23 protein-coding genes are annotated in these 25,586 nt (G+C 67.5%); 10 read left to right on the plus strand and 13 right to left on the minus strand.

Features of this window, described 5'->3' with window-relative positions; genetic code table 11:
- Positions 1-6: 6 nt before the first annotated feature.
- Positions 7-609: a hypothetical protein gene (locus LG299_RS13235; RefSeq protein ID WP_404430982.1), complete on the minus strand. Its 603-nt coding sequence runs from the start codon at positions 607-609 to the stop codon at positions 7-9.
- 220 nt (positions 610-829) lie between these two features.
- Here LG299_RS13235 and LG299_RS13240 point away from each other — a divergent pair, with 220 nt between their 5' ends.
- Complete coding sequence (locus LG299_RS13240) at positions 830-1,327, plus strand: hypothetical protein (protein WP_404430984.1); 498 nt, start codon at positions 830-832, stop codon at positions 1,325-1,327.
- 21 nt (positions 1,328-1,348) lie between these two features.
- Here LG299_RS13240 and LG299_RS13245 read toward each other — a convergent pair whose 3' ends face one another.
- The gene (locus LG299_RS13245) at positions 1,349-2,323 is read right to left on the minus strand and encodes a squalene cyclase (RefSeq protein WP_404430986.1); all 975 of its coding nucleotides are present in this window, start codon (positions 2,321-2,323) and stop codon (positions 1,349-1,351) included.
- A 46-nt stretch (positions 2,324-2,369) separates the two neighbouring features.
- Positions 2,370-2,576: a three-helix bundle dimerization domain-containing protein gene (locus LG299_RS13250; RefSeq protein ID WP_404430988.1), complete on the minus strand. Its 207-nt coding sequence runs from the start codon at positions 2,574-2,576 to the stop codon at positions 2,370-2,372.
- Between the two features lie 95 nt (positions 2,577-2,671).
- Here LG299_RS13250 and LG299_RS13255 point away from each other — a divergent pair, with 95 nt between their 5' ends.
- Both LG299_RS13255 and LG299_RS13260 read left to right on the plus strand, forming a co-directional pair.
- Positions 2,672-2,995 carry an ATP-dependent DNA ligase gene (locus tag LG299_RS13255; RefSeq protein WP_404430990.1) on the plus strand — a complete coding sequence of 108 codons (324 nt, stop codon included), beginning with the start codon at positions 2,672-2,674 and terminating at the stop codon, positions 2,993-2,995.
- Positions 2,996-3,014: 19 nt separating this feature from the next.
- Positions 3,015-3,401, plus strand: a complete 387-nt coding sequence (locus LG299_RS13260; RefSeq protein WP_404430992.1) for a hypothetical protein — start codon at positions 3,015-3,017, stop codon at positions 3,399-3,401.
- Here LG299_RS13260 and galK read toward each other — a convergent pair.
- Both galK and galT read right to left on the minus strand, forming a co-directional pair.
- Positions 3,398-4,573 (minus strand): galactokinase, encoded by a 1,176-nt coding sequence (galK, locus tag LG299_RS13265; protein WP_404430994.1) that lies wholly within the window; start codon positions 4,571-4,573, stop codon positions 3,398-3,400. The genes LG299_RS13260 and galK overlap by 4 nt on opposite strands.
- A complete protein-coding gene (galT, locus tag LG299_RS13270) occupies positions 4,570-5,760 on the minus strand; it encodes a galactose-1-phosphate uridylyltransferase (protein ID WP_404434889.1) in 1,191 nt (396 codons plus the stop codon). The genes galK and galT overlap by 4 nt, the downstream gene beginning before the upstream one ends.
- Before the next feature lie 114 nt (positions 5,761-5,874).
- Between galT and LG299_RS13275 the strand changes: the two genes are divergently transcribed.
- Positions 5,875-6,825, plus strand: coding sequence for a LacI family DNA-binding transcriptional regulator (locus LG299_RS13275; RefSeq protein ID WP_404434890.1), 951 nt, complete (start codon positions 5,875-5,877; stop codon positions 6,823-6,825).
- Between the two features lie 4 nt (positions 6,826-6,829).
- Here LG299_RS13275 and LG299_RS13280 read toward each other — a convergent pair whose 3' ends face one another.
- Positions 6,830-8,527, minus strand: coding sequence for an amidase (locus tag LG299_RS13280; RefSeq protein ID WP_404430996.1), 1,698 nt, complete (start codon positions 8,525-8,527; stop codon positions 6,830-6,832).
- Between the two features lie 117 nt (positions 8,528-8,644).
- A complete protein-coding gene (locus tag LG299_RS13285) occupies positions 8,645-9,679 on the minus strand; it encodes an agmatine/peptidylarginine deiminase (RefSeq protein WP_404430998.1) in 1,035 nt (344 codons plus the stop codon).
- A 99-nt stretch (positions 9,680-9,778) separates the two neighbouring features.
- Here LG299_RS13285 and LG299_RS13290 point away from each other — a divergent pair, with 99 nt between their 5' ends.
- The 3 genes from LG299_RS13290 (at position 9,779) to LG299_RS13300 (ending at position 13,900) form a co-directional block, all read left to right on the plus strand.
- Positions 9,779-10,447 carry a TetR/AcrR family transcriptional regulator gene (locus LG299_RS13290; protein WP_404431000.1) on the plus strand — a complete coding sequence of 223 codons (669 nt, stop codon included), beginning with the start codon at positions 9,779-9,781 and terminating at the stop codon, positions 10,445-10,447.
- Between the two features lie 23 nt (positions 10,448-10,470).
- Positions 10,471-11,829 carry a pyridoxal phosphate-dependent decarboxylase family protein gene (locus LG299_RS13295; RefSeq protein WP_404434892.1) on the plus strand — a complete coding sequence of 453 codons (1,359 nt, stop codon included), beginning with the start codon at positions 10,471-10,473 and terminating at the stop codon, positions 11,827-11,829.
- Between the two features lie 91 nt (positions 11,830-11,920).
- The gene (locus tag LG299_RS13300) at positions 11,921-13,900 is read left to right on the plus strand and encodes an NAD(P)-binding protein (protein WP_404431002.1); all 1,980 of its coding nucleotides are present in this window, start codon (positions 11,921-11,923) and stop codon (positions 13,898-13,900) included.
- 167 nt (positions 13,901-14,067) lie between these two features.
- On the opposite strand, the gene LG299_RS13305 is transcribed toward LG299_RS13300, so the two are convergent.
- The 3 genes from LG299_RS13305 to LG299_RS13315 form a co-directional block, all read right to left on the minus strand.
- Entirely contained in the window at positions 14,068-15,675 is a 1,608-nt protein-coding gene (locus LG299_RS13305) for an L-lactate permease (protein WP_404431004.1), read from the minus strand.
- Between the two features lie 203 nt (positions 15,676-15,878).
- Positions 15,879-17,387, minus strand: coding sequence for a leucyl aminopeptidase family protein (locus tag LG299_RS13310; protein WP_404431006.1), 1,509 nt, complete (start codon positions 17,385-17,387; stop codon positions 15,879-15,881).
- Positions 17,384-19,087, minus strand: coding sequence for an MFS transporter (locus LG299_RS13315; protein ID WP_404431008.1), 1,704 nt, complete (start codon positions 19,085-19,087; stop codon positions 17,384-17,386). The genes LG299_RS13310 and LG299_RS13315 overlap by 4 nt, the downstream gene beginning before the upstream one ends.
- 47 nt (positions 19,088-19,134) lie before the next feature.
- On the opposite strand from LG299_RS13315, the gene LG299_RS13320 reads away from it, so the two are divergent.
- Both LG299_RS13320 and LG299_RS13325 read left to right on the plus strand, forming a co-directional pair.
- Entirely contained in the window at positions 19,135-20,697 is a 1,563-nt protein-coding gene (locus LG299_RS13320) for an SLC13 family permease (protein ID WP_404431010.1), read from the plus strand.
- A 2-nt stretch (positions 20,698-20,699) separates the two neighbouring features.
- Positions 20,700-21,590, plus strand: a complete 891-nt coding sequence (locus tag LG299_RS13325) for a cation transporter (RefSeq protein WP_404431012.1) — start codon at positions 20,700-20,702, stop codon at positions 21,588-21,590.
- Positions 21,591-21,597: 7 nt separating this feature from the next.
- Here the strand turns inward: LG299_RS13325 and LG299_RS13330 are convergent, their stop codons facing one another.
- The gene (locus LG299_RS13330; RefSeq protein ID WP_404431014.1) at positions 21,598-22,236 is read right to left on the minus strand and encodes an NADPH-dependent F420 reductase; all 639 of its coding nucleotides are present in this window, start codon (positions 22,234-22,236) and stop codon (positions 21,598-21,600) included.
- 135 nt (positions 22,237-22,371) lie between these two features.
- On the minus strand, positions 22,372-23,433 hold the full coding sequence (locus tag LG299_RS13335; RefSeq protein WP_404431016.1) for an SDR family NAD(P)-dependent oxidoreductase: 1,062 nt from the start codon (positions 23,431-23,433) through the stop codon (positions 22,372-22,374).
- A gap of 78 nt (positions 23,434-23,511) precedes the next feature.
- Here LG299_RS13335 and LG299_RS13340 point away from each other — a divergent pair, with 78 nt between their 5' ends.
- Complete coding sequence (locus LG299_RS13340) at positions 23,512-24,078, plus strand: TetR family transcriptional regulator (protein ID WP_404431018.1); 567 nt, start codon at positions 23,512-23,514, stop codon at positions 24,076-24,078.
- 79 nt (positions 24,079-24,157) lie between these two features.
- Here LG299_RS13340 and LG299_RS13345 read toward each other — a convergent pair whose 3' ends face one another.
- Positions 24,158-25,555 carry an aspartate aminotransferase family protein gene (locus tag LG299_RS13345; RefSeq protein WP_404431020.1) on the minus strand — a complete coding sequence of 466 codons (1,398 nt, stop codon included), beginning with the start codon at positions 25,553-25,555 and terminating at the stop codon, positions 24,158-24,160.
- Positions 25,556-25,586 lie beyond the last annotated feature (31 nt).

The raw sequence follows: 25,586 nt of genomic DNA on the forward strand, positions 1-25,586 counted from the left end.
ACCGCGTCAGGACGACAGCAGCGCGATGAGCTGCGCCTTGGTGAGACGTGAGAAGCCGGTGTGCCCGGCCTCGCGGGCGCGTTCGCGGAGCCTGACGACCGTGAGCGCGGCGAGATCGTCGGCTGCGGGAACGGGCGCGGCTTTCGGCGTCGTTTTCGGTCGCACTGCGGGTGCAACGACCGTCTCGGGCTCAGCGATGCTCGGCTCGACGACCGGTGCCGCTGATTTCTTCTCGACCGATCGCTGCGCGGCAACGGCCTTCTTCTTCACTGACTTCGGAGTAGAGGCTTTTGTCTTTGTCTTCGCGGCGGACTCAGCCTTCTTCTTTGACGCCGCGGCCTTCGCGGCTAGCTTGGCTTCCGCCTTGTCAGCGGCCTTGTCGACACGCTTGATCGCGGCCACAGCCTTCTTCTGAGCTTTGCGAGGGTTGCTCGCGACCTTCTTCTTCGACGCCGACGAAGCATCCTTCGCCTCCTCGGCGAGCGACCGCAGCTTCTTGGCATCTTTCTTGGGAAGCGTCTTGCTCAACCGCTTTGCATCCTTCGCAGCTGCGGCGGCAGCATCCATTGCGGCCTCTGCGGCTTTCGTCGCTTTCGTGGTCTTCGCCATCGTCACACCTTCTCCATCCGCGGAATCGGAGCGCGATCAATCGCGGCTCCCTGCGGGGATACAGGGTACAGGGGCAAGAAGAACGGTGGGGGAACGAACAGCCAGAACACAAACGCCCGGATGCCGCCGACACCTCCCGCGATGTCGGTGCGGCGGAGGGCCTGCGGCGAGCAGTTCCAGCCTCTGTCCTCCACCGCGCCCGGTGTGCCACGATGGGCGCATGGACGACTATTTGTGGGTGTTGAAAAAGGGCGAGCTCGATCTGATGCGCGAGATAGAACCGGATCGACTGCTTGCGCTCGACGAAGAGGAGCTGCTCGCATTGCATAAGCGCGTGCGCCGCGCCCGCAATAAGCACGTCACCAACTACCGCCGCCGAGGTGCGAAGAGTGTGGAGAAGGCGGGCGGCCGCGGCGCGGCCGCACCTAAGGGTGCGAAAGAGCGACTGCGCGCCGAGGCCTTCGAAGAAGCGCTGGCGATCGTCTCGGAACGCATCGCCGTCGTGGCGCATGAGCACGCCGAACAGCTCAAGGCCGAGCGTCTCGCACGTGCTCAGGCTGGTCGAGGAACGGGGCCGGATGCCTCGGGCTCGAGCGACGGCAAGATCAGCGGTCCCGGGCGCGGACGCGAGCACCGTCAGTCGACCGGCGGTATCAAGAAGGACGCCTCGAGCCGTTCGCAGGGCGCGAAGCGCCAGGCGAAGAAGGACTCTCGCTAGGCCGCCACCGACTTGGGTAGCTCAGGCGGGGTGCGCGGCATCCCACCACGCCAGCACGCGTGTGCCCATCAGCGTGAGCCACGGCGAGGGCTCGCCCTCGGCGACGTCGACGTCGAACCAGGTGCGCCCGGCAAGCGGAGTGGTCTGAATCCAGGTGCCCTCCGGCGTGCGCGCTTCGCGCACCAGCTCGATGGCGTCGGTTAGACGCTCGTCGGGCGGCGTGCCGTCCAGCAGCGACGCATCGCGGAAATAGTCCAGGGCAGCGAGCGCGCTATAGCGATGACGGTTCGGGTAGACGAATCTGGTGACGAACGGACCGACGACCTCGCCCGTGGTCGCCCGGTACAGGGCACGTCGAGATAAGAGATACTCGTCGCCCGCATGCCGCGTGTCACGAAGGCTGGTATCGCCCGTGATGCGCTCGTACGCGAGCATTCCTATGAGCGCATTGAGGGTCGAGTGGAACGAGGATCGCGTCGAGTTGCCTTCCTCGGCCTCGCAGTTCCACCCGCCGTCGGTGAGGCGGTGGGCCGGGAACCACGCGACCAGCTTCGAGACATCGGCCCCCAACCAGGCGCCGGTGGCGAGGGTGTACGAGTTGATGCAGACATCGACCTCGCCGCCCCAATAGGGCAGATCGTCATAGTCCCAGCGACTGTTCGCATCGATCTTCTCGGCTGTGCCGGTCAGGGCGGCGGGATCGAGTCCCCACAGCCGCAGATCTCGCAGTACCCAGGTAGTCGCAACCCAGGGCTGACCAGGTTGCTCGATCTCAGGGCTGTCGAAGAACCCCGCCGGAAAGAAGGAGCCGCCGGCCCACTGTCCGTCCGGATCTTGCCAGGACAGCAGCCTCGCCCCGAAGCCTTCGGTACCAACTCGGGCGCGGGTTGCCTGCCACACCTCGGGCGGAGCCCCGACGATGTCTCGCTCCACCTGCCACCGCAGGGCGGGGTCGGTGTTCAGCATCCATTCGACAGTTCTCTCATCGATCGTCATTCCGGCACGCTACCGCGCACCGCCGACGCTCAGTAGAGCGGGACTGTCAGGCGTTGAGCGCCTTCAGTCGCTTCTTCGACTGCTTCTCGACGAGTACCTCGACGAAGTCCTTCACTTTGGCATCCGCCAGTTCGTTGTAGGACTCGGTGACGACCTCGACGACTGTCGCTTCGGGCAGATCGGGAAACTTCGCGGACAACCGTTCGACGATTTCGGCAATCGTTTTTTCGGCTGGCGGGGGTTCGTGTGTCATCTATTTCTCCCGTGAAGAGCGGCCGATTCACATTACCGCCCTTGCACCCCGCCGGCGCCGCCGTGCAGAGGATAAATCGGGGTTATGATTCCGCCGTGGGAAAACTGACTTATGAGGGCAACGTGAAGGTCGACCTCGAAGACCGCGCTCTCGCGCACCTTCAGGTCGTCATCGGCAACAAGCTTCGTCGGGGTGAGTCGTTCTACTTCTCGTGGGCAGACCAGGCGAGCACCGGTGGCGGTCGTACGAGCATCTGGATCCACCCGCGATGCTCGCTCACGTTCAAGTATTTCGGCAGCAAAGCGCCGCAGCTCAACCCGGCATGGATCGATGCGCTGTCCTTCGTGGCGAACTCTCCGAGCGGGCTACGGGTCGTACCCGAGACCACCGAGCCGCCAGTCGAAGAGCTCGTGGGCTGACAGGGGTTAGCATCTCCCCATGGGCACGATCTATTACGGCGGCTCCGCCACCCCGATCCACATCGAAGACCGTGCACTCGCACACCTGAAAGTTGTCGTCGCGACCAAGCTCCGTCGCGGCGAGAGCTTCACCGTGTCGTGGCAGCACCCCGACGATCAGCCGCGCGGCCGCAGCACCATCTGGCTGCACCCGTCGATCCCGATGCGCTTCGTCTTCGACGACCCCGATCCCACACCCCTCAGCCGCGAGTGGATCGAACAGCTCGCGCACTCCGCCCACTCGTCAGGCGGGATCACGCTCGTGGCCGAGCACTTCGACATCGAGCCCGTCGATGTCGACGACGACGCCCCGCAGATCGTGCAGATGGCTCCCCACGAAGAGTCGGACGACGACAAGAAGGATTAGTCGCGCGCCGCTCCCGCAGCTGGTGCGACGGTGAAAATCGTCGGTGCGGCGAAGCCGGATGCCGCGAACGCAGCGGTCGCGGCATCCTGAACCGCGTTCACTGATTCGTGCGGCACGAGCGCAATCGCGGCGCCACCGAACCCGCCACCGGTCATGCGTGCGCCGATCGCTCCCGCGCTGAGGGCCGCGTCGACCGCAGTGTCGAGCTCGGGCACCGAGATCTCGAAGTCGTCGCGCATCGACGCGTGCGAGGCGATCAGGAGGTCTCCGATCGCGGCGGGTCCCTTTCCACGAAGCGCGCGGACGGTCGCCTGGACACGGTCGTTCTCGGTCACGATGTGCCGGACTCGGCGGAACGTCTCGTCGTCGAGGAGGCCGGCGGCCCGTTCGAGGTCGGCAACAGTGACATCGCGGAGCGCGACGACGCCCAGGGCCTGAGCGCCCCGCTCGCACGAAGCGCGCCGATCTCCGTAGCCGCCGGTGGCGTGCGAGTGGCTCACCCCCGTGTCAATGACGACGAGCTCGAGCCCGGCTTCAGCGAAGCCGAGGTCGATCACATCGGCTTCGAGAGATCGGCAGTCGAGGAAGATCGCGGCGTCCGTGCGACCGAGCATCGAGGCCATCTGGTCCATGATGCCGGTGGGCGCTCCGACGGCTTCGTTCTCGGCGCGACGCCCCGCCTGGGCGAGCGCGACGCGGTCGAGGTCGAGACCCCAGACCTCGGTCAGAGCGACCGCGGTGGCGGACTCGATCGCGGCTGAAGACGAGAGTCCGGCGCCGACGGGCACGTCCGACGAGAATGCGAGATCAGCGCCCGCGAGCGTTGCGGCGTCGCGGCCGCTTGCGTGCACGAGGGCCCACGCAACCCCGAGCGGGTAGCGCGCCCATTCGGCCACGCTGTCGCGACCTGCGGGAAAGAGCGAGGGGATGTTGCCGACGGCAACCTCGATGACCTCATCGTCGAACGTCGAGGCGACTCGGAGTACGCCATCGTCGCGTCGCCCGAGCGCCACGTATGTGCGGTGCTGGATCGCGAACGGCAGAACGAACCCGTCGTTGTAATCGGTGTGCTCGCCGATCAGGTTGGCGCGGCCTGGGGCCGACCAGGTGCCGAGAGGCTCGCCACCGAAACGAGTGTGGAACAGGTCGATCGCGTCGGTGCGAGCGGTCACAGGGTTACCTCCGGAGTGCGGGTGATGGCGTCTCGAAGTAGGGCGGCGGATGCCTCGGGCGGTACATCGCCGATCCACGCACCCATGGCAGCTTCTGACCCCGCGAGAAACTTGAGCTTGTCCGCTGCTCGGCGTGGGCTGGTCAGCTGAAGATGAAGGCGCACGGTGTCGCGTCCGCGGTTCACCGGAGCTTGATGCCATGCGGCGATGTAGGGCGTCGGGGAGTCGTAGATCGCATCGACACCGCGGAGCAGGCGCAGGTAGAGCGGCGCGAGTTCGTCGCGTTCGGCGTCGGTGGTCTCGGCGAGATCGGCGACATGCCGGTGCGGCACGAGGTGCACCTCGAGGGGCCAGCGGGCGGCGAACGGCACGAACGCCGTCCAGTACTCGCCCTGGAGGATCACGCGGTCGGATGCCCGTTCGAACTGCAGGATGCGCTCGAACAGGTCGTCGCCCTCACGCTCGATCGAGGCGAGCAGCGTCGTCGTCCGCGGGGTGATGTACGGGTAGGAGTAGATCTGGCCGTGCGGGTGGGCGAGGGTCACACCGATCGCCTCGCCGCGGTTCTCGAACGGGAAGACCTGCTCGACGCCGGGCAGAGCCGAAAGCGCCGCGGTGCGGTCGGCCCAGGCCTCGATGACCGTGCGGGCCCGGGTGGGCGAGAGCGTGCCGAACGAGCCGGTGCGCTCGGGGCTGAAGCACACGACCTCGCACCTGCCGACCGAGGTGCGGGTGCGGCCGAGGCCGGGGGCATCGAGGTCGTCGAGCCCCTGAGGCGCATCGATCGCGGATTCGGTGGAGTCGTAGGGTTCGCTCAGTGCCGGACCGAAGGACGGCGAGCGGTTCTCGAACACCGCGACGTCGTAGGTCGAGGGGATCTCGGACGGGTTGGTCGGCGTCTGCGGCGCGAGCGGATCGAGCTCGGCTGGAGGGAGGAACGCGCGGTTCTGGCGGGCGGCGGCCACCGAGATCCAGTCACCGGTGAGCACGTCGCGGCGCATGGTCGCTGTCGCAGGCCGGGGGTCGAGGTCTCGGGCGTCGATGCCACGGTCGGGGCCGAGCGTGGTGTCGGGGTCGTCGAAGTAGATCAACTCGCGGCCGTCGGCCAGGCGGGTCGAGCGCTTCACGACGCCCGCGCCGAGGGCTTCGGGCTCGTCGGTGGGATCAGTGTTGCGAAACTCCATCATGTTCACGTCAACATGCTAGCGGGAAAGCCATGGTAACGTCAACACGTCGCAGTTGTCTGGAGTTCTGCACGCCCATCACCGAGCGCCGGAGGTCGAATGTCACGTCGAGTGTCGATGGCAGATGTCGCCGACCGCGCGGGTGTCTCGGGTCAAACAGTGTCTCGGGTCGTCAATGACAGCCCGCGCGTCGACCCCGCGACCCGCGCCAGGGTCGAAGCGGCGATGGCCGCCCTCGGGTACCGTCCGCACCGCGCAGCGCGAGCTCTCCGCACCGGACGCAGTCAGACGATCGGTCTCATCGTGTCGACCCTCGCGACGGTGGGCAACTCGCGCATGCTGCAGGCGGTGGCGGATGCTGCGGCCTCCCGCAGCTACGCCCTCACGGTGGTGACCGCCACCGGCGCCGAAGCCTTGGCCGATGCTTTTGAACGCCTGCACGATCATGGCGTGGATGGAGCGATCGTGCTGAACGAAGCATCCGCCATCGCCCGCGGCGCCGAGCTGCCGAGCGATCTGCGACTCGTCGTGGTCGACGCACCCGACGATTCCCGATTCGCGGTTGTGCGGTCCGACCACGCGGCGGGCGCGCGCGCCGCGGTCGCTCACCTGCTGGAGGCAGGACATCGAACCGTGTGGCACATCGGCGGTCCAGCCGACTCATTCGCGGCTGTCGAGCGCGAAGCCGGCTGGCGCGCTGCGCTCGCGCGCATCGCCGCGCCCGACGTGCTGCGCGGGGATTGGACCGCTGCATCCGGCTACCGGGCGGGGGCAACGCTCGCCGCGCTCTCAGAGGTCACCGCGGTCTTCGCCGCCAACGATCAGATGGCGCTCGGGGTGCTGCGTGCCTTCGCCGACGCCGGGCGGCGCGTGCCCGACGATGTAGCCGTGATCGGCTTCGACGATGTGCCGGACTCGGCCGACTTCCGGCCACCGCTCACGACGGTGCGGCAAGACTTCGATGCGCTCGGAGAGCGAGCTGTCACGGCCCTCATCGCCGCGATCGACGGCAGCGACACCAGGCTCGAGGTCGTGCCGACCCGGCTCGTCGTCCGCGAAAGCGCCTGATCGCTCAGCTCAGGCGAGGGGTGCGCGGGGGCTCGGTGCGGCGGTCGCCCGTCGTCTCGAACGCGGCGGCGAGAGCCAGCAGTGCCGCGTCGTCGTAGGCCCGGCCCGTGAACGTGAGACCGACCGGCATGCCGATGTCGTCCAGCGTGCCCATCGGCACCGTGACCGTCGGAATCCCGAGATGCCGGATCGCCAGGTTGCCGTTCGCCACCCAGACCCCGTTGCGCCAGCCGAGGTCGGCCGATTCGGGGTTCACGTCCATGTCTGCCGGCCCGACGTCGGCCACGGCGGGAAAGACCACGGCGTCGAGGGCGAGGTCATCCATCCACTGCTCGAGGTCGATGCGGCGAGTGTCTTCGAGCCCGCGGAGCCCTGCTTCGAGTTCGGGCATGTCGGTCCACGGGCTCGCGCCGGGGTGAGCCCGAACCCAGGCCGGGTAGTCCGCGATGTCGTCGTCGAAGTTGATGTACCGATCGGGGAGGGCTCCCACGGGATGCGGGAAGATCGTCGCGCCGTCGACGGGATCGAGGCTCGACAGCGTGGGGTCGCCGTTCGCCGCGAGGAAGTCCTGCCATCCCCACGCCGAGAGGTCGACGATCTCACGGCGTAGGTACTCGGGGGTCACGAGCCCGCGCGTAGCGAGGGTCGGAGCGCCAGGTCGGTCGCCCTCGTAGTTCGAGATGACCGGAAAGTCGACCTCGACGACGGTGGCGCCCGCGGCTTCGAGGTCGCGGCGGGCGGCCTCCCAGAGGGCGATGACGGACGGACGGGTCTGGATGCGGCGACCCGTCGGTCCGCCGATTCCCGGGCCGTCGGGGGCTTCGTCGGCATTGATGTACATGCGCGGCACTCCGATGCGCTTTCCCTCGACGCGCGACCGGGCGGCCAGAGCTGGGTATGACGCGGGGCGCTGGGTGGACGCATCCGGAATCTTCACCCACGGCTGCGCGCGCCAGAAGTCGCCGCGCGTCTCGGGGTCGTCGGCCACGATGACCTCGAGCACCTCGAGCAGGTCGGCCATCGTGCGGGTGTGGGGAACGACGACGTCCATCGTGGGGACGAGCGGCCAGTTGCCGCGGGTCGAGATGACCCCGCGCGACGGAGTGTAGGCGCAGAGGGCGTTGTTGCTCGCCGGCCCGCGGCCGCTCGACCAGGTCTCTTCGCCGAGGCCGAAGGCGGCGAAACTCGCCGCGGTGGCCGTTCCCGAGCCGTTCGATGAGCCCGACCCGAACGGCGCGGTGAGAAAGTCGGGGTTGTACGGGCTCTCGGCTCGGCCGTAGACGCCGCGCTGCATGCCTCCGTTGGCCATCGGCGGCATGTTCGTCAGGCCCAGGCAGATCGCCCCGGCGCCGCGCAGCCGCTCGATCGTGAACGCGTCGCGCTGCGCAACGAGGTCGGCGAAGGCCGGACTCCCGGCCGCGGCGGTGAGCCCGCGCACAAGGTAGCTGTCTTTCGCGGTGTACGCAATGCCGTCGAGTGGGCTTCGTGTGGTGCCGGTCGCGCGACGGGCATCGGAAGCTTCGGCCTCGCCGAGTGCGTCGGGGTTGCGTACGACCACCGCGTTCAGGGCGGTAGCGGTGTCGGGTCCGTCATAGGTGTCGATCCGCGCGAGGTAGGCCTCGACGAGCTCGACCGCGGTGGTTGCGCCCGACTCGAGCGCGCCCCGCAGCTCGGCGATTGATGCTTCAACGACGTCGATCATGACCGGTCTCCCGCGGTTGGCGTGAAAGATCCGGGACGGATCGGGCTCTGTCGGCCTCGGCGGAACTGCAGACGCAGTTTGGTCCCGGAACTTCACGCGCAGCGTGTCCGACCCGCATCACGAGGTCACCGTCGGCTGTTGCTGTGTGATGCAGTGGATGCCGCCACCCCGCGCGAAGATGGGCCTCGAGTCGACCGTCACCGCTCGCCGGCCGGGGTAGGCCTCTTCGAGGATCTCGCGGGCCGCGGCATCCGCCCGCTCTTCACCGAACCCGCAGGCGATGATGCCGTCGTTGACCACCAGGTGGTTGACGTAACTCCAGTCGACGAAGCCCTCGTGGTCGCGCAATGTTTCGGGGGCGGCGAGGTCGATGATCTCGAACGGGCGGCCGGCGGCATCGGTCTCGGTCTGGAGTTGCGCGCGGAGCGCCCGGGTGACCTCGAAGTCGGGGTGGGCCGGGTCGTTCTGTGCGTGCAGCAGCAGGCGGCCCGGCGACGGGATGGTCGCGACGATGTCGACGTGGCCGTTCGTGCCGAAGTCGTCGTAGTCGCGGGTGAGACCCCGGGGGAGCCAGATCGTTCTTTTCGCACCGATCGTGCGGGCGAACTCCGCCTCGATCCGGGCCTTGTCGGCGTAGGGATTGCGGCGCGGGTCGAGCTGCACCGTCTCGGTGGCGAGGACGGTTCCTTCACCATCGACGTGGATGCCGCCACCTTCGTTCACGAGCACCGAGCTGACGAGCTCAGCCCCGGTGAGCGCCGCGACGAAACGGCCGATCTCGGCGGAGAGTTGCCACTCCGACCACTCAGGCGCGCCCCAGCCGTTGAAGATCCAGTCGACCGCGCCAAGCACGCCGGGCCGCTCGGCATCGAGGACGAACGTGGGGCCGAAATCACGCATCCAGAACTCGTCGAGGGGAGCGACCTCGATGTCTACGCCGGCGCTGAGCATGCGGCGGGCACGGGCGACCTCGCTGGGGTCGACCACCATGGTCACCCGCTCGAACTCGGCGATCGCGTGGGCGACAGCTGTCCACGCCGCGTACGCCTCTTCGGCCTCGGCCGGTGACTCGCCGAGGGTGAGGCCCTCGCGCGGGAACGCCATCCAGGTGCGATCGTGCGGAGCGGTTTCTGCGGGCATCCGCCAGGCCATGAGATCTCCGTTCGGGAGCGGCCGCTCTTGTGTCAGGCCGTCGAAGCATGATATTGATCGTATGATCAATAAAAGCAGGTTAGCGAGAGGAGCCCCGCAATGTCAACGACCCCCGCGCCGCAGGCGGCGCAGACTCGAGCGGCGCGTCGCGCTCCTGCCCAGCGTCGCGCGCAGATCGCCGACGCCGCCCGTGATCTGGCACGGGATGAAGGCCTCTCTGCCGTAACGATGCGCGCGGTCGCAACGCGCGCGGGCGTCACCCCCGCCCTCGTCGCCCACTACGCCCCCAGCATGGATGCGCTCGTGGCCGACACATTCGCCACCATCGTGGGTGACGAACTCGATGAACTCGACGCGATGACCACCGACGGCCCCGCGGTCGAGCGACTCGCCACCCTGCTCGGCACACTCCTGGACGGTTCGCGCGACGATGTCACCCTCGTGTGGGTCGAAGCGTTCGCGATGGGACGTCGCAGCGAACAGCTCGCCGAAGCCGTGCGTGACCACATGGACCGGTGGCAAAAGGCCCTCCACTACCTCATCGACGACGGCATCTCCGAAGGCGACTTCCGCATCGACGATGCTGCCGATGCCGCGTGGCAGCTGCTGGGCATGATCGACGGCCTCAACGCCCAGGCGCTCGTGCGCTGGGGTGGGGCATCCGATCGTTCCCTTCTCCTCCGCCGTGCCGTCGAGGGCATGTTCGGTCTCTCCCGAGGCGCGCTCGACGTGCCGCCCACCACCCCCAGAAAGGTCGCGACTCCGTGACTCACCAGGTTCAGCCCGACGCGATGCATTCCGTTTCCGACGATGCCCGCGAGACGATCGACGGGGTCCTCGCGTATGCGCGCAGCCGTGCGCTCTTCGCGGACGTTCCGCTGGACAAGCCTGTGACGCCCGACGAGCTCGCGGCCGTCGCATCCGGCTCCATCACCGCCGGCGGAATAGGGTCGCAGGCGGCCACCACCCTGTTCGCCGACGTGCTCGCCCCGACGTGCCTGTCCATCGACCACCCGGGGTACCTGTCGTTCATTCCGAGCGCGCCGAGCAAGGCCGCCATCGCGTTCGACCTCGTCGTGTCTGCGTCGGCGATCTACGGCGGGTCGTGGATGGAGGGTGCCGGTGCCGTCTTCGCCGAGAACGAGGTCTTGCACTGGCTGGCAGCCGAGTTCGGTCTGCCCGTCGGCGCGGGCGGGGTTTTCGTGCAGGGCGGCACGATCGGCAACCTCTCGGCGCTGGTTGCTGCGCGGGATGCTTCACGCCGCCGTAACGCGGAACTCGGGCGTACGAATCCCGACCGCTGGAAGGTCGTCTGCAGTTCGGAGGCGCACTCCTCGATTGCGTCCGCGACCGAGGTCATGGACGTCGACATCGTCGCCGTCCGCACCGGCGCCGACGGTCGTCTGCACGGAAACGCTGTCGTGGCCGCCCTCGATGAGCACGGTGACTCCGTCTTCGCCGTCGTCGTCACCGGCGGAACCACCAACTTCGGCATCGTCGATGACATCGCGTCGGTTGCCGCGGTGACCAAGGCGCGCGACATCTGGTTGCACGTCGACGGTGCGTACGGCCTCGCGGCCATGCTGGTCGAACGGATGCGACCGACCTTCGCCGGAGTCGAGCTCGCGGACTCGGTCATCGTCGACCCGCACAAGTGGCTGTTCGCACCGTTCGACGCGTGCGCGCTGATCTACCGCGATCCCTCGCACGGCCGTGCCGCGCACACGCAGAAGGCGGAGTACCTCGACACGCTCACAGACCGCCCGGATTGGAACCCATCCGATCTGGCGATCCAGCTCACGCGCCGCGCGCGCGGGTTGCCGCTGTGGTTCTCGCTCGCGACCCACGGCACCGACCAGTACCGGGCGTCGATCGACCACGGCATCGCGCTCGCGCGCGAGATCGCCGATGAGATCGAGCGCCGCGACGGGCTGTCGCTCGTGCGCGACCCGCAGCTGTCGGTCGTGGTCTTCCGGCGCGAGGGGTGGAGCATGGCCGAGTATCAGGCCTGGTCCGATCGCCTGCTCGACGACCAGGTCGGCTTCGTCGTGCCGAGCTCGCACGCGGGCGAGCCCGTGCTGCGCTTCGCGATCGTGAACCCGACGACGACGATGGAGCTTCTGACCGAGATTCTCGACACGCTCGCTTGAGCATGCGCCCCCGAGTGCGCTCGGCTGTCGTGTCGCGGTTGCGAGCAGCAGTTTGCGACAGCGGAGCGACGCCGGTCGTAGGCTCAGAACTGTGAGTGCCTCGTCGCTGTTCCAGCCCCTGAAGATCGGCTCCACGGCGGTGCGAAACCGCCTGATGCAGACCGCGCACTCCAAGCAGTACTCCGACCGGGTCGAGTCGGCGCGCGAGACCGCCTACTACGTGCGCCGCGCCGAGGGCGGGTGCGGGCTCTTCGTCGCCGGCAACCACTTCGTGCACCCCTCGGGCTCGATCCGCGGGTTTCAAGACGCCTTTCGGCCCGAGTCCGTCGTCGCGAACCGGTCGTTCACGAGTGCGATTCAGGATGCCGGTGCCGCCGTCTTCGTGCAGCTCAATCACCATGGGGCACAGGCGCAGCCCGACGGCCCGGACGGTCCACGCACGGTCTATGCCCCCTCGCGCATACTCTCACCGTCGACCTCGCACGCAACCCGCGAGATGGACCACGCCGACATCGCCGCGCTCGTCGAGGGATGGGCCGTCTCTGCCGCGCTCGCCCAAGAAAGCGGGTTCGACGGCGTCGAGATCCACATGGCGCACGGGTATCTGCTGCACCAGTTCCTCTCGCCCCTCTACAACGCCCGCACTGATGGCTACGGTGGCGACCTCGAGGGGCGCACGCGCTTCGCGCGCGAGGTGCTCTCAGCCGTGCGCGCCCGGACGGGCGACGACTTCACCGTCGGCATCCGTATCGTCGCCAACGAGTTCCACCCGGACGGGCTCGATGCCGAAGCTCTCCGCGAGGTGATCGTGCGGCTGCGCGCCGAGGCGAAAATCGACTTCCTCGACCTTGCAGCGGGCGGCTACCACAACGTCCACTACGTCTTTCCCTCGTCGGCCATGCCGGTCGCGTGGCTGCGCGACGAGGTCGCATCGGTCAAAGCCGCGAACCTCGACCTCCCCGTGTTCGGAGTCGGGGCTGCGCTCGCGGTCGAAGACGCCGAAGAGGTGATCCGCGACGGCATCGCCGACATGGTCGCGCTCACGCGCGCTCAGATCGCCGACCCCGATCTCGGACGGAAGCTCGCGGGCACGTCGGGCGACGGTATCCGTCACTGCATCCGTTTGAATCAGGGATGCCTCGGCCGCGGCAGCCGCGGACTCGCGATGTCTTGCACGGTCAATCCTCAGGCCGGGCGCGAGCGCGAGCGTCCACCACGGCCGACTGCGCCGCACGCCCAACGGTGGACGGTCATCGGCGCCGGCCCTGCCGGCATGCGCGCTGCGGTGGAGCTCGCCTCGGATGGCCACGCAGTGACGCTCCTCGAGAGCGCGGACGAGCTCGGCGGACAGCTCCGGTGGGCACGCAGGGTGCCCGGCCGCGAGAGCGTCGGGCTGCTGGTTGACGACCTCGAGCGCGATCTCGCGGCGGCGGGCGTCGAGGTGCGGCTCGGCGTTACTGCCACCGCCGACCTCGTTGCAGAGACCCACCCCGACGGGGTCGTCATCGCGACCGGCGCCGTTGCGCCCGACACCAGCTCGCTGGCGATGTTGTCGGCCTACGCCGAGGCCGTGCCGGCCGGAATCGTGAACGCCTTCGACGCCCTCGGCAACCCCGCTGCGCTCGGCAGCCGGATCGCGGTGATCGACTCCGACGGCACCGCATATGCATCCGGCGTCGTGCTCAGCCTGCTCGAGCAGGTCGATCACCTCGAGTTGATCACACCGTTCGAGACGGTATTTCCGCACATCGGCGCGGGTTACGACCGCCCATTGCTCCTGCAGAGGCTCGGCGCGCACTCGGGCTTCCGTCGACGTGTCGCGCAGGTCGTGGAGCGGTTCGATGACGGAAAACTCTCGATGCGCGACACTCTGACGGGCGAAGCATCCGCCCTCTCCGTCGACACCGTCGTTGCGATCGAGCCGCGCGCTTCTGTGAACCTCGAAAGAATCAGCGCGCCGCGGGTCGAGGTCATCGGCGACGCGTACGCGCCCCGCACGATCGACGCGGCGATCTTCGACGCGGTCGAACTGGCTTACGACGTGGCCGGCATGGCCTCGCTACGCGGCTGACCTCCGCCGTCCACCATTGACCGCGAGAACCCATCCCCGCGACGAGAACCCCGCCTACACCCGTGTTCTCGTCGGCGGACTGGGTTCTCGCGGGCAGCGGTCAGAGATCAGCGGTCAGAGATCAGCGGTCAGAGATCAGCGGTCAGAGATCAGCGGTCAGAGCACATTCAGGTCACCAGCGAGAGCAAGAACACCCAGACGCAGACGTAGGCCAACATTCCTAGGCTGTACTTGATCGACGCCCGGAGGATCTCTCCCTCGCGTCCGGTGAGCCCTACCGCTCCCGCGGCGATGGCGATCGACTGCGGCGAGATCACCTTGGCGACGGTGCCTCCGGCGGTATTGGCCGCGACGAGGAGCGTCGGGTCGACGCCGATCTTCTCGGCCGTGACGGACTGCAGCTGAGCGAACAGCGTGTTGTTGTTGACGACCGACCCGGTGATGAACACACCGAACCAGCCGATGATCGGCGCGAAAAGGGGGAAGAGCAGCCCGACCCCGGCGAGGGCGTTGCCGATCGATGCCGATCCGCCCGAGAAGTTCGCGATGTTGGCGACGACCAAGATGAGCGCGATCAGCACGATCGGTCGCCACAGGTCGTGGAGGGTCGCTCGCAGCTGATCCCACAGATCGCTCGCCTTGAGTTGCGGCGTCGTGAAGAACGTGATGAGCACGGCGATGAGGATCGCGGTTCCCGTAGCGTTCACCGGGGTGAACGACCACACTGCGGTCACGGGGTCGGCCGCACCATCGGACACGACCACTCCCGTGATACCGGGGATCGGAACGGGGAAGACGAGCCAGTTGAGTGCACCATCCGGGGCGAAGAGCGCCTTGAACCAGGGGATGCTCCACACGAAGATCACGCCGGTGAGGATGTAGAAGGGGCTCCACGCGATGACGACCTCGCTGAAGTCGTGCTTCTCGGGTGCGGGTGCCTCGCCACCGTCCTCGCGGTAGATGCGCGACGGTGTGAACACGCGGCCGATCATGAAGATCACGACCATGCCGATGAGCCCCGGAACGATGTCGGCGAGCTCGGGGCCGAGGGTGAGCAGGATCGCCGCCTGCACCACGCTGAACGCGACGCTCACACCGAGGGTGACGGGCCAGGTCTCGCGCACTCCGCGCACGCCGTCGAGGATCATCACGAGGATGAACGGCACGGTGAGGGTGAGCAGTTGCAGCACGAGCACCATGTAGAAGCTCAGCTCCATCACGTCGACGCCGCCGACCTGCGCGCCGACGATGACCGGGATGCCGATCGCTCCGTACGCGCCCGCCGCGACGTTCGCCACGAGTGAGAGCATGGCGGCCTTCACGGGCCGGAACCCGAGCTGCACGAGGAGCGCGGCGCAGATCGCGATCGGAACCCCGAAGCCCGCCGCGCCCTCGAGGAACGCGCCGAAGCAGAAGCTGATGAGCAGCACCTGCACGCGCTGATCGGGTGAGATGCCTGAGATGCTCGCGCGGATGATGTCGAATCGACCGCTGGCCACCGCGAGCTTGTACAGCCACACCGCCATCACGATGATGTACGCGATAGGCCAGATGGCGGTGAGGATGCCGAGCAATCCGGCACCGGCGATCGAGCCGATCGGCATACCGAACGGCCAGATCGCCACCGCGATCTCGAGCACGACCGCGATCGCGGCGGCCGTGATGCCCTTCATCTTGAGAACAGTCAGACAGAGCAGGAAGACCAGGATCGGGATGACGGCGACGAGCGCCGACAGCCACAACTGACCGAGTGGATCGATGTCTTGACTCCACATGTGCGCCCCCGTCGTCGGCCGTAGCTTTTCGCGGTCACCTTATCGGCGCAGGACTCATCCCGGGCGAAGGTGCTCCGCGCTTCGCCGGATGCGGAAGTCGTCATCGGATTCGGATGCGTCGCCCCGAGGCATCCGAATCTGATGCGTCTCTCCGCATCCGAATGAGGCGACTGTGGACTCCCCCGGAGATCAGATGGCAGAGGTCAGAGCGAGAAGGTGCGCGCCGTCTCCAGAAGGGTGCGGGCACCGAAGCCCGTCGCCCCGGCCGAGCGCCAGAGATCGTCCTTGTCGGACTGCATCGTGCCCGCGATATCGATGTGCGCCCACGGGGTCTCGCCCACGAAGTCCGCCAGGAACAACGCCGCCGTGGTCGCTCCGGCGTACTTGCCGCCGAGGTTCGAGATGTCGGCGATGTCGCTGTCGAGCTGCGGGCGATACTTCTTCTCGAGCGGCAGCTGCCAGAGGGGCTCGTCGGTGACGTGTGATGCGGCGACCGCCAGATCCGCCATGCGCTGATCGTTGGCGAAGACCGGCGCGGTGGACTGCCCGAGTGCCATGAGGGCGGCACCCGTCAGCGTCGCGATGTCTATCATCGCGTCGACGCCCTCTTCGTTCGCGAGCACGATGGCGTCCATCATCACCAGGCGACCCTCGGCATCGGTGTTCTTCACCTCGACGGTCTTACCGCCGCGCGCGATGAGCACGTCACCCAGCTTGTACGACGAGCCCGAGGGCATGTTGTCGGTGCACATGAGCCAGCCGGTGACCTTCGCCGTCACCCCGGAATCGCGCAGCCCCGTGAAGGCGCCGAGCACGGCTGCTGCCCCACCCATGTCCATCTTCATCAGGAGGTGCATCGGATCGGAAGGCTTGAGCGAAATGCCGCCCGAGTCGTACATGATCCCCTTGCCGACAAGACCGAGATGGCCGGATGCCTCACCATCGGGTGAATACGTCAGCTTGACCATGCGCGGCTCTTCGGTCGAGCCCTGGTTGACTCCGAGCAGGCCACCGCAACCCAGCGCGATCAGTGCGGCCTTGTCGAAGAGTTCGACGCCGAAGCCGTACCGCGGGCCGAGTTCGTCTGCGATGAGTCCGATGTCGGTCGCGGTCAGGTGTCCCGGAGGGGTGTTCGTCACGTCGCGAGCGACGACGGTGGCGCGGGCGGTGATGGATGCCTCGGTGGCGCCGCCGGACACGGCATCGGCGTCCGCGCCAGCGACGTCCAGCGCCAAGGAGGTCAGCGGGGTGTGCTTCGAGTCGGTGCGCAGCACCCGGTAGCGGTATCGAGCGAGCGCGGCACCCTCGACGACCGCCTGAGCGGTGGAAGCGGCATCCACCCCCGACTCCGTCACCACGAGAGCGATCTGCGCGCGACGCGCGGTGGCCCGGGCGAACGCCGCGGCCAGGTCGCGCAGCTGCGCCATGCCGAGTTCGGCGACCGAGCCCGCTCCAACGGCGACGAGGTCGGGGCCTGTCTGAGTCGGAATCACGAGTGTCTGGCCGACCTTCGGGTCGAAGCCCGCGCGGGTGAGGGCCTCGCGGTCGAGACCCAGCGCGGCCGGAACGTCGCCCTCGGCGAAGACCGTGTAGCCGACGGCTTCATCGCCGCCCCCCGGCGGGCGCGCGGTGACGGTCATCGCGTCGAGGTCCGCGAGCCCGGGGAGGGTCGCGAAGTCCGCGGGAATCAGCTTGTTCGGGCTACGGGTCATGCCTTCGTCTCCTGGGCTTCGGCCTCTGGGTTGAGAGGGATCGAGGGGTCGATGTCATCGTTGTCGTCGGGTTCGAGCTTCTCGGGCAGTTCACCGGCAATGCGTCCCGGCATCCGGGTCGCAGGAACGATCGCGAGCAGCGCGAGACCTGCCAAGCCCAGCAGGGAGATCTGAAGTGCCCGCAGGCGCGCGTCTTCGTTGATCTCGATCGCCGCGGCTACCTCAGCCTCGCTTGCGCTGGTACCGGCGAGCACCTGCTCGAGTTGCGAGTTCGTGAGGAAGTCGGCCTCGTTGATGTTCACTTCGCTGATGAGCTCAGGGGAGATCTCAGGGTGCTGCACCGCCGAAGTGGCGAGGGTGGACGCGAGGATGCCGACGGCGAACGCGCTCGCGACGGCGATGCCGACCGAGCCGCTCAGGTTATGGACCAGGCCGCGCCAGGCGCCGACGTCGCCGGCAAGCTCTTTCGGGGCAGACGAGAGCAGGGTGTTGAAGACGAGCGCGACGATCGACCCCTGCCCGAGGCCGAGCAGGATGAGACCTGCGACGATGAAGAACTGGCCCCAGTCGCCGCGGATCGTGAAGGCGATGAGCGTCAGCGCACTGGCCACGACGACGAACCCGACCGACCCGATGATGCGCGGCGGTGCGACCTTGTAGAGGTAGGCGACGAAGGTCGAGGCCAAGAAGATCGAGATCGTGTACGGGATGATCGAGAACGAAGTCTGGATGCCGGAGAGACCCTGCACGACCTGCATGTAGAGCGGGATGAGGAAGTTCGCGGCGGTGCCGACGAACAGCATGATCGCCATGCACGCCGTGATCGCGAGCTCGGTGCTGGTCGCCAGCACGCGCAGGTCGAAGATGCGGGACTTGTGCTCGCGCTGGCGCTTGCCGATCCAGACGAAGAAGATCTGCCCCAGTACGAGACCGAGAATGATCAGGATGGGGGCGGGAGAGATGCCCAGGATGTCGAACGGTGCCTGGCTCGTCGCCTGCCACACACCCCAGGCGTTGAGGCCCGAGAAGCCGAAGCTCAGCAGGATGATCGCGGTCGCGGCGAGGAACGCCCCCGTCCAGTCGATCTTGAGGTTGGGCTGGGCCGGAACCTTCTTCACTCCGAAGCTGAGCAGCAGGTTGACCACACCGAGCGCGACCATGAGCGCGAACGACCAGCGCCACCCGATCGTCTCGGCGAACCAGCCCGCGAGAAGCAGCGCCATGACGCCCGCGAGCGGAATCGCGGCGGCGAGGAAGCCGATCGCCTTCGCCTGACGGTCACCGTGGTAATTCGTGGCGATGAAGACGGTCAGTGCGGGAGCGATGAGGGCGATGACGGCGCCGGAGGATGCCTGGGCGATGAACAGCATCGCGGGGCTCAGACTGAGCGCGACACCGGCCATGGCGAGGGCGTGGATGGCGACGGCGATCTGGAACACCCCGCGCGTGCCGAAACGCGCGCCGATCTTGGCGCCGAGCAGAATGAACGCCGCCATCGCAAAAGTCCCCGCGGTGATGGCAGTACCCACGGAGGTCGCCGGAGTGTCGAGATCGGTCGTGATGCCGGCCATCGAGACGGTGAGCGCATTGACGGCGAAGGAGGCCTGGATCTGGGTGAGTACCACCACAATCAGCGGGAGCCACGAGGCCTTCTCTACGACCGCCGAAGCGGATCCCGGACCAGATCTCTGGGTGCTCATTTCTCAGCCTTTCCCCTACGGCCGACCAGGGTGGCTACGCTGAGCGCGTGGACCCCGTCATCGCTACATTGCTGATCCTAGTGTTGGCAATCATCGCATTCGTCAGTAATCGGGTACCGCTGGGAATTGTGGCGATCGGCGTGTCTCTGGCCCTGTTCTTCACGGGCGTGTTGACGCTGCCGCAAGCCCTCGCGGGGTTCGGTGATCCGACCGTGCTGTTCATCGCCGCGCTGTTCGTCGTCAGCGAGTCACTCGACGCCACGGGAGTGACCGCGTGGGCAGGGCAGCTCGTGATCGGACGCGCCGGAACCAAGCGCACGAAGCTGCTCATCGTGATCGGGCTGCTGGTCGCTGCGCTCACCGCACTCATCAGCGTGAACGGAGCGGTCGCGGCGCTCCTGCCGTTGGTGGTCGTGGTCGCTGCGCGCGCCGGCATCCCCACATCACAACTGCTCTTGCCGCTCGCGTTCTCGGCGCATGCCGGGTCGATGCTCCTCCTCACCGGGACTCCGGTGAACATCATCGTGTCCGACATAGCCGCAAGCAACGGCGGCCGCGCGTTCAACTTCTTCGAGTTCGCGCTCGTCGGACTCCCCCTGCTTGCGGGCACGCTGCTGATCCTCGGAATCTTCGGCTCGCGCCTGCTGCCCTCGCGTAACGGCGCGCTGATGCCGACCGATCTCGTCCGGCACGCTCGTCTGCTCCGCCAGCAGTATGACGTGACCCTCGACACCGGCATGATGATAGGGCCGCTCAACGGCGTGACTGAGGTCATCGTTCCGCCGCGCTCACCGTTGATCGGACAACGCCTGTGCACAGGGATGGCGACCCCCAGCGGAGACTTGGTGTTGTTGGCCGCGCGCCGCGGCGCTGAGCAAATGCAGGAGGTCATTGTCCAGGCGGGCGACCAGTTGCTGCTGCAGGGCACGTGGGATGACCTGGTGCTGCACACCGAGACGCCGGGTGCGAAGGTGATCGCTGTCGATGCCCCGGCGACCATGCGCCGGGCTGTCCCGCTGGGCAGACACGCACCAATGGCCCTGATCATCCTCGGCGCCATGGTGGTACTGCTCGCCACAGCGCTCGTCCCCCCGGCCGTCGCGGCATTGCTCGCCGCCTGCGCGCTCGTGCTCACCAAGACCGTGTCGGTCTCGCAGGCCTATCAGTCGGTCTCGTGGACGACCGTCGTACTGGTGGCCGGCATGATCCCGTTGTCGACCGCTTTCATCGAAACCGGCACCGCCGATCTCATCGCGGGGTGGTTGCTGTCGGCGATCGGCGACGCAGGTCCTCGCATCGCGCTCCTTGCACTTGTCGTGCTCACGGTGGTGCTCGGTCAGCTGATCAGCAACACCGCTACGGTGCTGATCGTGGCCCCCATCGCGGTCTCGGTCGCCTTCGCCCTCGATCTCTCGGTGCAACCGTTCATGATGGCGCTCACCGTTGCGGGCGCAGCATCCTTCCTCACCCCGATCGCCACTCCCGCGAACCTCATGGTGATGGAACCGGGCGGCTACAAATTCGGCGACTACTGGAAGCTCGGCGTGCCGCTCGCGCTCTGGTTCATCCTCGTCGCAGTGCTGCTCGTCCCGGTGATCTGGCCGTTCTGACCATGGCCACTCCGGCAGGCGAAGTGCGCGCCCTTCGGGTCTCGCTCATCGCGAACGCCGTGCTCTCGGCGGGTGCGCTCGCGCTCGGGCTGTGGCTGGGCATCCGCGTTCTCGTCTTCGACGGGGCGTTCGGGGTGATCGGAATGGCGACGACGTGGATGGCGCTCGCCGCTTCGCGAAAGGCGGTGGCAGATCCGACGCGGCGCAATCCGTTCGGGTGGCCGGCGCTCGTTCCGCTCGTGGTCTCGGTGCAGGGCGTTGCCGCCCTGGCGACATTGGTGATCGCCGCGGGGGATGCGATCATCGTGATCCGGGACGGCGGGCAAGACATCGCCGTCGGGGTCGTCGCCGGCTACGGCGCTTTCCTGGCGGTGAGCGCCACGGTTATGGCGTGGTGGCTCGGCCGCACGCATACCGACCTCGTACACTCCGAAGCGCTGGACTGGCGATCGAGCGCGATTCGTGCGGCGGTGGTGACCGCGGGCGCCGGGATAGCCGCGATTTTCGCGCGGATGTCGTGGGATGGAATCCTGCCGTTCGTCGACCCGATCTTGGTGCTCATCTCGTGCGCGCTGGTCGCACCGCTGCCGATCTCACTGGTGCGCAGCGGCGTGCGCGAACTGCTGGAGGGCGCTCCACCCGCCAGCACGTCGGCGAAGATCGACGAGGCCGTCGCGACGATCACCGCCGAATACGGGCTCGATGCGCCGGTGGTGCGCGCGGCCAAGCTCGGCCACCGGCTCTACCTCGAGGTCATCTACCACGTCGAGGCGGGCCGGTGGACGATCGAAGATCAGGATGCTGTCCGCTCCAGCATTCTCGCCCGGCTCACCGAACTCGGACTCGAGGTCTGGCCGTCCGTCGAACTGACGACCGATCCCACCTTCGACTGATCAGTGCTCAGCGGTCAGCGCGGGCGAGGGCCTCGCGCAGCGTCTCGGTGGTGCTCTTCGGCGCTCCGTAGCCGGGCTGGTCGCGCTCGATGCGCCAGCTGTCATCCACCGAACCTACGTCGACGCTGTCGTACCCGAATGCGTCGTAGAGATCGGTCACGAAGGCGATCGCCTCGGGGTGGTCGCTCGCCGTGGCGAGCGCGCGCCGACCGGTTGTGCCGGCGGGGGTGCCATCGGTGAGGATCTGCGACGACAGGATGTGGTTGAAGGCCTTCGCGACCTTCGACGTCGGCAGGTGCTCCTGCACGAGGCGGGTCGTGGTGGTCTGATTCTGATCGAGCGCCTCGATGTGACCGTCGCGTTCCCAGTAGTAGTTGTTCGTGTCGAGCACGATCTTGCCGGCGAGGGGTTCGACCGGCACATCGCCGAGTGCCTTGAGCGGGACGGTCACGATGACGACCTCTCCGGCGGTCGCGGCATCCTGAACCGTTGCTGCGCGCGCCCCGCCACCGATGTCGGCGACCAGGTCGGCGAGAGTTTCAGGCCCGCGCGAGTTGCTGATCAGCACTTCGTGGCCGCGATCTGCGAGGCCGCGCGCGAGGGCTGATCCGATGTTTCCTGCTCCGATGATTCCAAACGTTGTCATGGCACCCAGAACGCCGGGGTGCTCGCGCTATTCCCGCCCGCGTGAACCCCACCCCTCCGCGAGAACCCAGTCCGCCGACGAGAACACCGTTGTGGGTGGGGTTCTCGTCGCGGGACTGGGTTCTCGCGGTCAGACTTACGCCGCCGACCAGCCGCCGTCGCTCGCGAGGATCACGCCGTTGACGTTCACGCCGTCGTTCGAGAGCAAGAAGGTGATGGATGCGGCAAGTGCGTCCGCCTCGACCGGGTCGGGCATGACAGCCATGGCCGTCTGGATCCGCTCGGAGCCCAGCGGTGAGCCGAAGGTCGCCTCGATGTTGGTGATGGTCGGGCCCGGGGCCACCGCGTTGACGCGGATGCCGCTCGGCCCGTACATGAACGCCGTCGACTTGGTCAGTCCCACGACGGCGTGCTTGGACGCGGTGTAGGCGACGCCCGCGGCGGAACCCCGCAGTGCTGCCTCCGATGCTGTGTTCACGATCGAACCGCCGCCTTGGGCGAGCATGGTGGGGATGACCGCGCGCATGAGCTTCATCGTGCCGGTCACGTTGACCCGCATGACGCGCTCCCATACGGCATCGCTGAGGTCGCCGACCGGAGTCATGTCGTCCATGATTCCGGCGATGTTCGCAAGGCCGTCGATCGTGTCGCCGGCTGCCTCGACGATGCGGGCGATACCCGAGTCGTCGGTGATGTCGGCGGTGAGGGTGACCACGTCGGCGCTGGAGTGCTCGGCGACGAACTCGTCGAGTCGCTCCTGGCTGACATCGACCGCGATGACCCGGCCGCCTTCGCGCGCGATGCGCGAGGCGGTGGCCCGCCCGATGCCGGACCCTGCGCCGGTGACGATCACGGTCTGGCCGGTGAAGCGGCCCTGGTCGAGGCGCTCGGTCCACTCGCGCAGGTCGGGCGCGTCGTCGGTGGGGGCGGATGCTTCGGCCACCGGCGCGGCGGTGGCCGAAGCATCCGGAACGTCGCCTGCGGCAACGCGGCGCACGAGGTCATCGAGCATCTCTTGGGTGAACGCCCCGCGGCTCATCTTCACGAGTCGCTTGATCGCGAGCCGTCGCACGGGCTTGAAGACCTCGGGGGTCTGGCCGCCTTGGGCCAGCATCTCGGTGAGGATGGCGTTGCCGGCGGGGTCCGCGAGCCAATCGGCGATGGAGGAATCGCCGGAGAGCGGCTGTGATTTGGCCATGATGAGTCCTTTCTGACGGATGTGGACATCCGGCAGCGGGTACTACCGGACAACTATGTCCGGTTATAGGCTACACCCGTGCCCCCGACCAAAGACAGTGGCAGATCGAACCGCGGACCCGCCGCCGGGCCTGCCAATCGTGCAGCCCTGATCGCCGCGGCGCGAGAGGTGTACGCCGCCGATGGGCTGAATGTTCCGTTCAGCGCGGTCGCGAAGCGCGCCGGGGTCGGCCAGGGCAGTCTCTACCGGCACTTCCCGGATCGCACGGCGCTGGCGGTGGCCGTGTTCGAAGAGAACGTGACCGACCTCGAGGAGGACACCGCGGGCGACGAACGCACGATCGATGACCTGCTCGACCGGGTCGTCGCGCAAGCGGTCGTATCGACGGCGTTCATCGACCTGATCAACGCACACCGCGACGATCCGGCGGTCGCTCACCTCGGTGGACGCTTTCGAGAGGTCGTGGTGAGGCTTGTGGAGCGCGAGCGTGCCGCGGGGCGCATCGGCGACCACGTTGAGGCCGACGACGTGACGATGGCGACCGGGATGCTGGCCACCGAACTCGCCCGTGCCGCCCCGGCCGATCGCGCGGAGGTCGCCGAGCGCGCCCGGCGCCTCTTTCGTGCGGCCTTCAGTCCCCGCTGACCTCAGTCATCTCGCGCTCCGCTGTCACGGAGTGTCGCTGGGGACAGCACAGGGTGACAGCGGAGCGTGAGACGTTCGGCTAGAGGCGGGTCCAGGCCTCAGTCAGCACACCACGGAGGATCTGCTCTATCTCGGCGAACTCTGCCGGCCCGATCGTGATCGGGGGAGCGAGCTGGATCACCGGGTCGCCGCGGTCATCGGCCCGGCAGTAGAGCCCGGCCTCGAAGAGGGCCTTGGAGAGGAACCCGCGCAGCAAGCGCTCGGACTCGTCGTCGTCGAAGGTCTCTTTCGTGGTCTTGTCTTTGACGAGCTCGATGCCGAAGAAGTACCCGTCCCCGCGCACGTCACCGACGATCGGGAGGTCTTTGAGTTGCTCCAGCGTCGAGCGGAAGACCGGCGAGTTCTCGCGGACGTTCTCGAGCAGCCCCTCTTCTTCGAAGATGTCGAGGTTCTCGAGTGCCACCGCGGCCGAGACCGGGTGACCACCGAATGTGTACCCGTGATAGAACGTCGTATCGCCGGTGCGGAACGGCTCGTAGATCTTGTCGCTGATGACGGTTCCGCCGAGCGGCGAGTAGCCGCTGGTCACGGCTTTGGCGAAGGTGATCATGTCGGGCTTGTAGCCGTAGGCGTCGCACGCGAACATGTGCCCGATGCGGCCGAAGGCGCAGATGACCTCGTCCGAGACCAGAAGCACGTCGTACTTGTCACAGATTTCACGGACACGCTGGAAGTAGCCGGGGGGCGGGGGGAAGCATCCACCCGAGTTCTGAACCGGCTCCAAGAACACGGCCGCTACCGTTTCGGGCCCCTCCATCTGAATCATCTCTTCGATGCGGTCGGCCGCCCAGACGCCGAACTCTTCGAGGCTGCCGGTCGGTCCGCCCATGTCGGCCGCGCGGTAGAAGTTCGTGTTCGGCACGCGGAAGCCGCCCGGTGTGAGCGGCTCGAACATCGCCTTCATGGCGGGGATGCCGGTGATCGCCAGCGCACCCTGAGGAGTGCCGTGGTAGGCGACCGCGCGCGAGATCACCTTGTGCTTCATGGGCTGGCCCTGGAGCTTCCAGTAGTACTTCGCCAGCTTGAAAGCGGTCTCAACGGCTTCGCCGCCGCCCGTGGAGAAGAACACGTGGTTGAGGTCACCGGGCGCGTATTCGGCGATGCGGTCGGCCAGTTCGATCGCCGCCGGGTGCGCGTACGACCAGATCGGGAAGAAGGCGAGCTGCTCGGCCTGCTTCGCGGCGGCCTCGGCGAGCCGCCGGCGGCCGTGGCCGGCGTTGACGACGAACAGGCCAGAGAGCCCGTCGAAGTACTTCTTGCCCGTGGAGTCGTAGATGTGGTGACCCTCGCCCTTGACGATGATCGGCACGCCCGACTCTGCGGTCGACTGGCGTGTGAAGTGCATCCAGAGGTGATCCTTCGCCATCTGCTGCAGTTCAGCGTCAGTACGGGCGAGGCGTTCGGTCGTGGTCGACATAGGGTCGTGCCTTCCGTCAGTTGTTCCCGAC

This window comes from Microbacterium lacus, assembly GCF_044794305.1.
In the GTDB taxonomy this organism is placed as follows: Bacteria; Actinomycetota; Actinomycetes; order Actinomycetales; family Microbacteriaceae; genus Microbacterium; species Microbacterium lacus_B.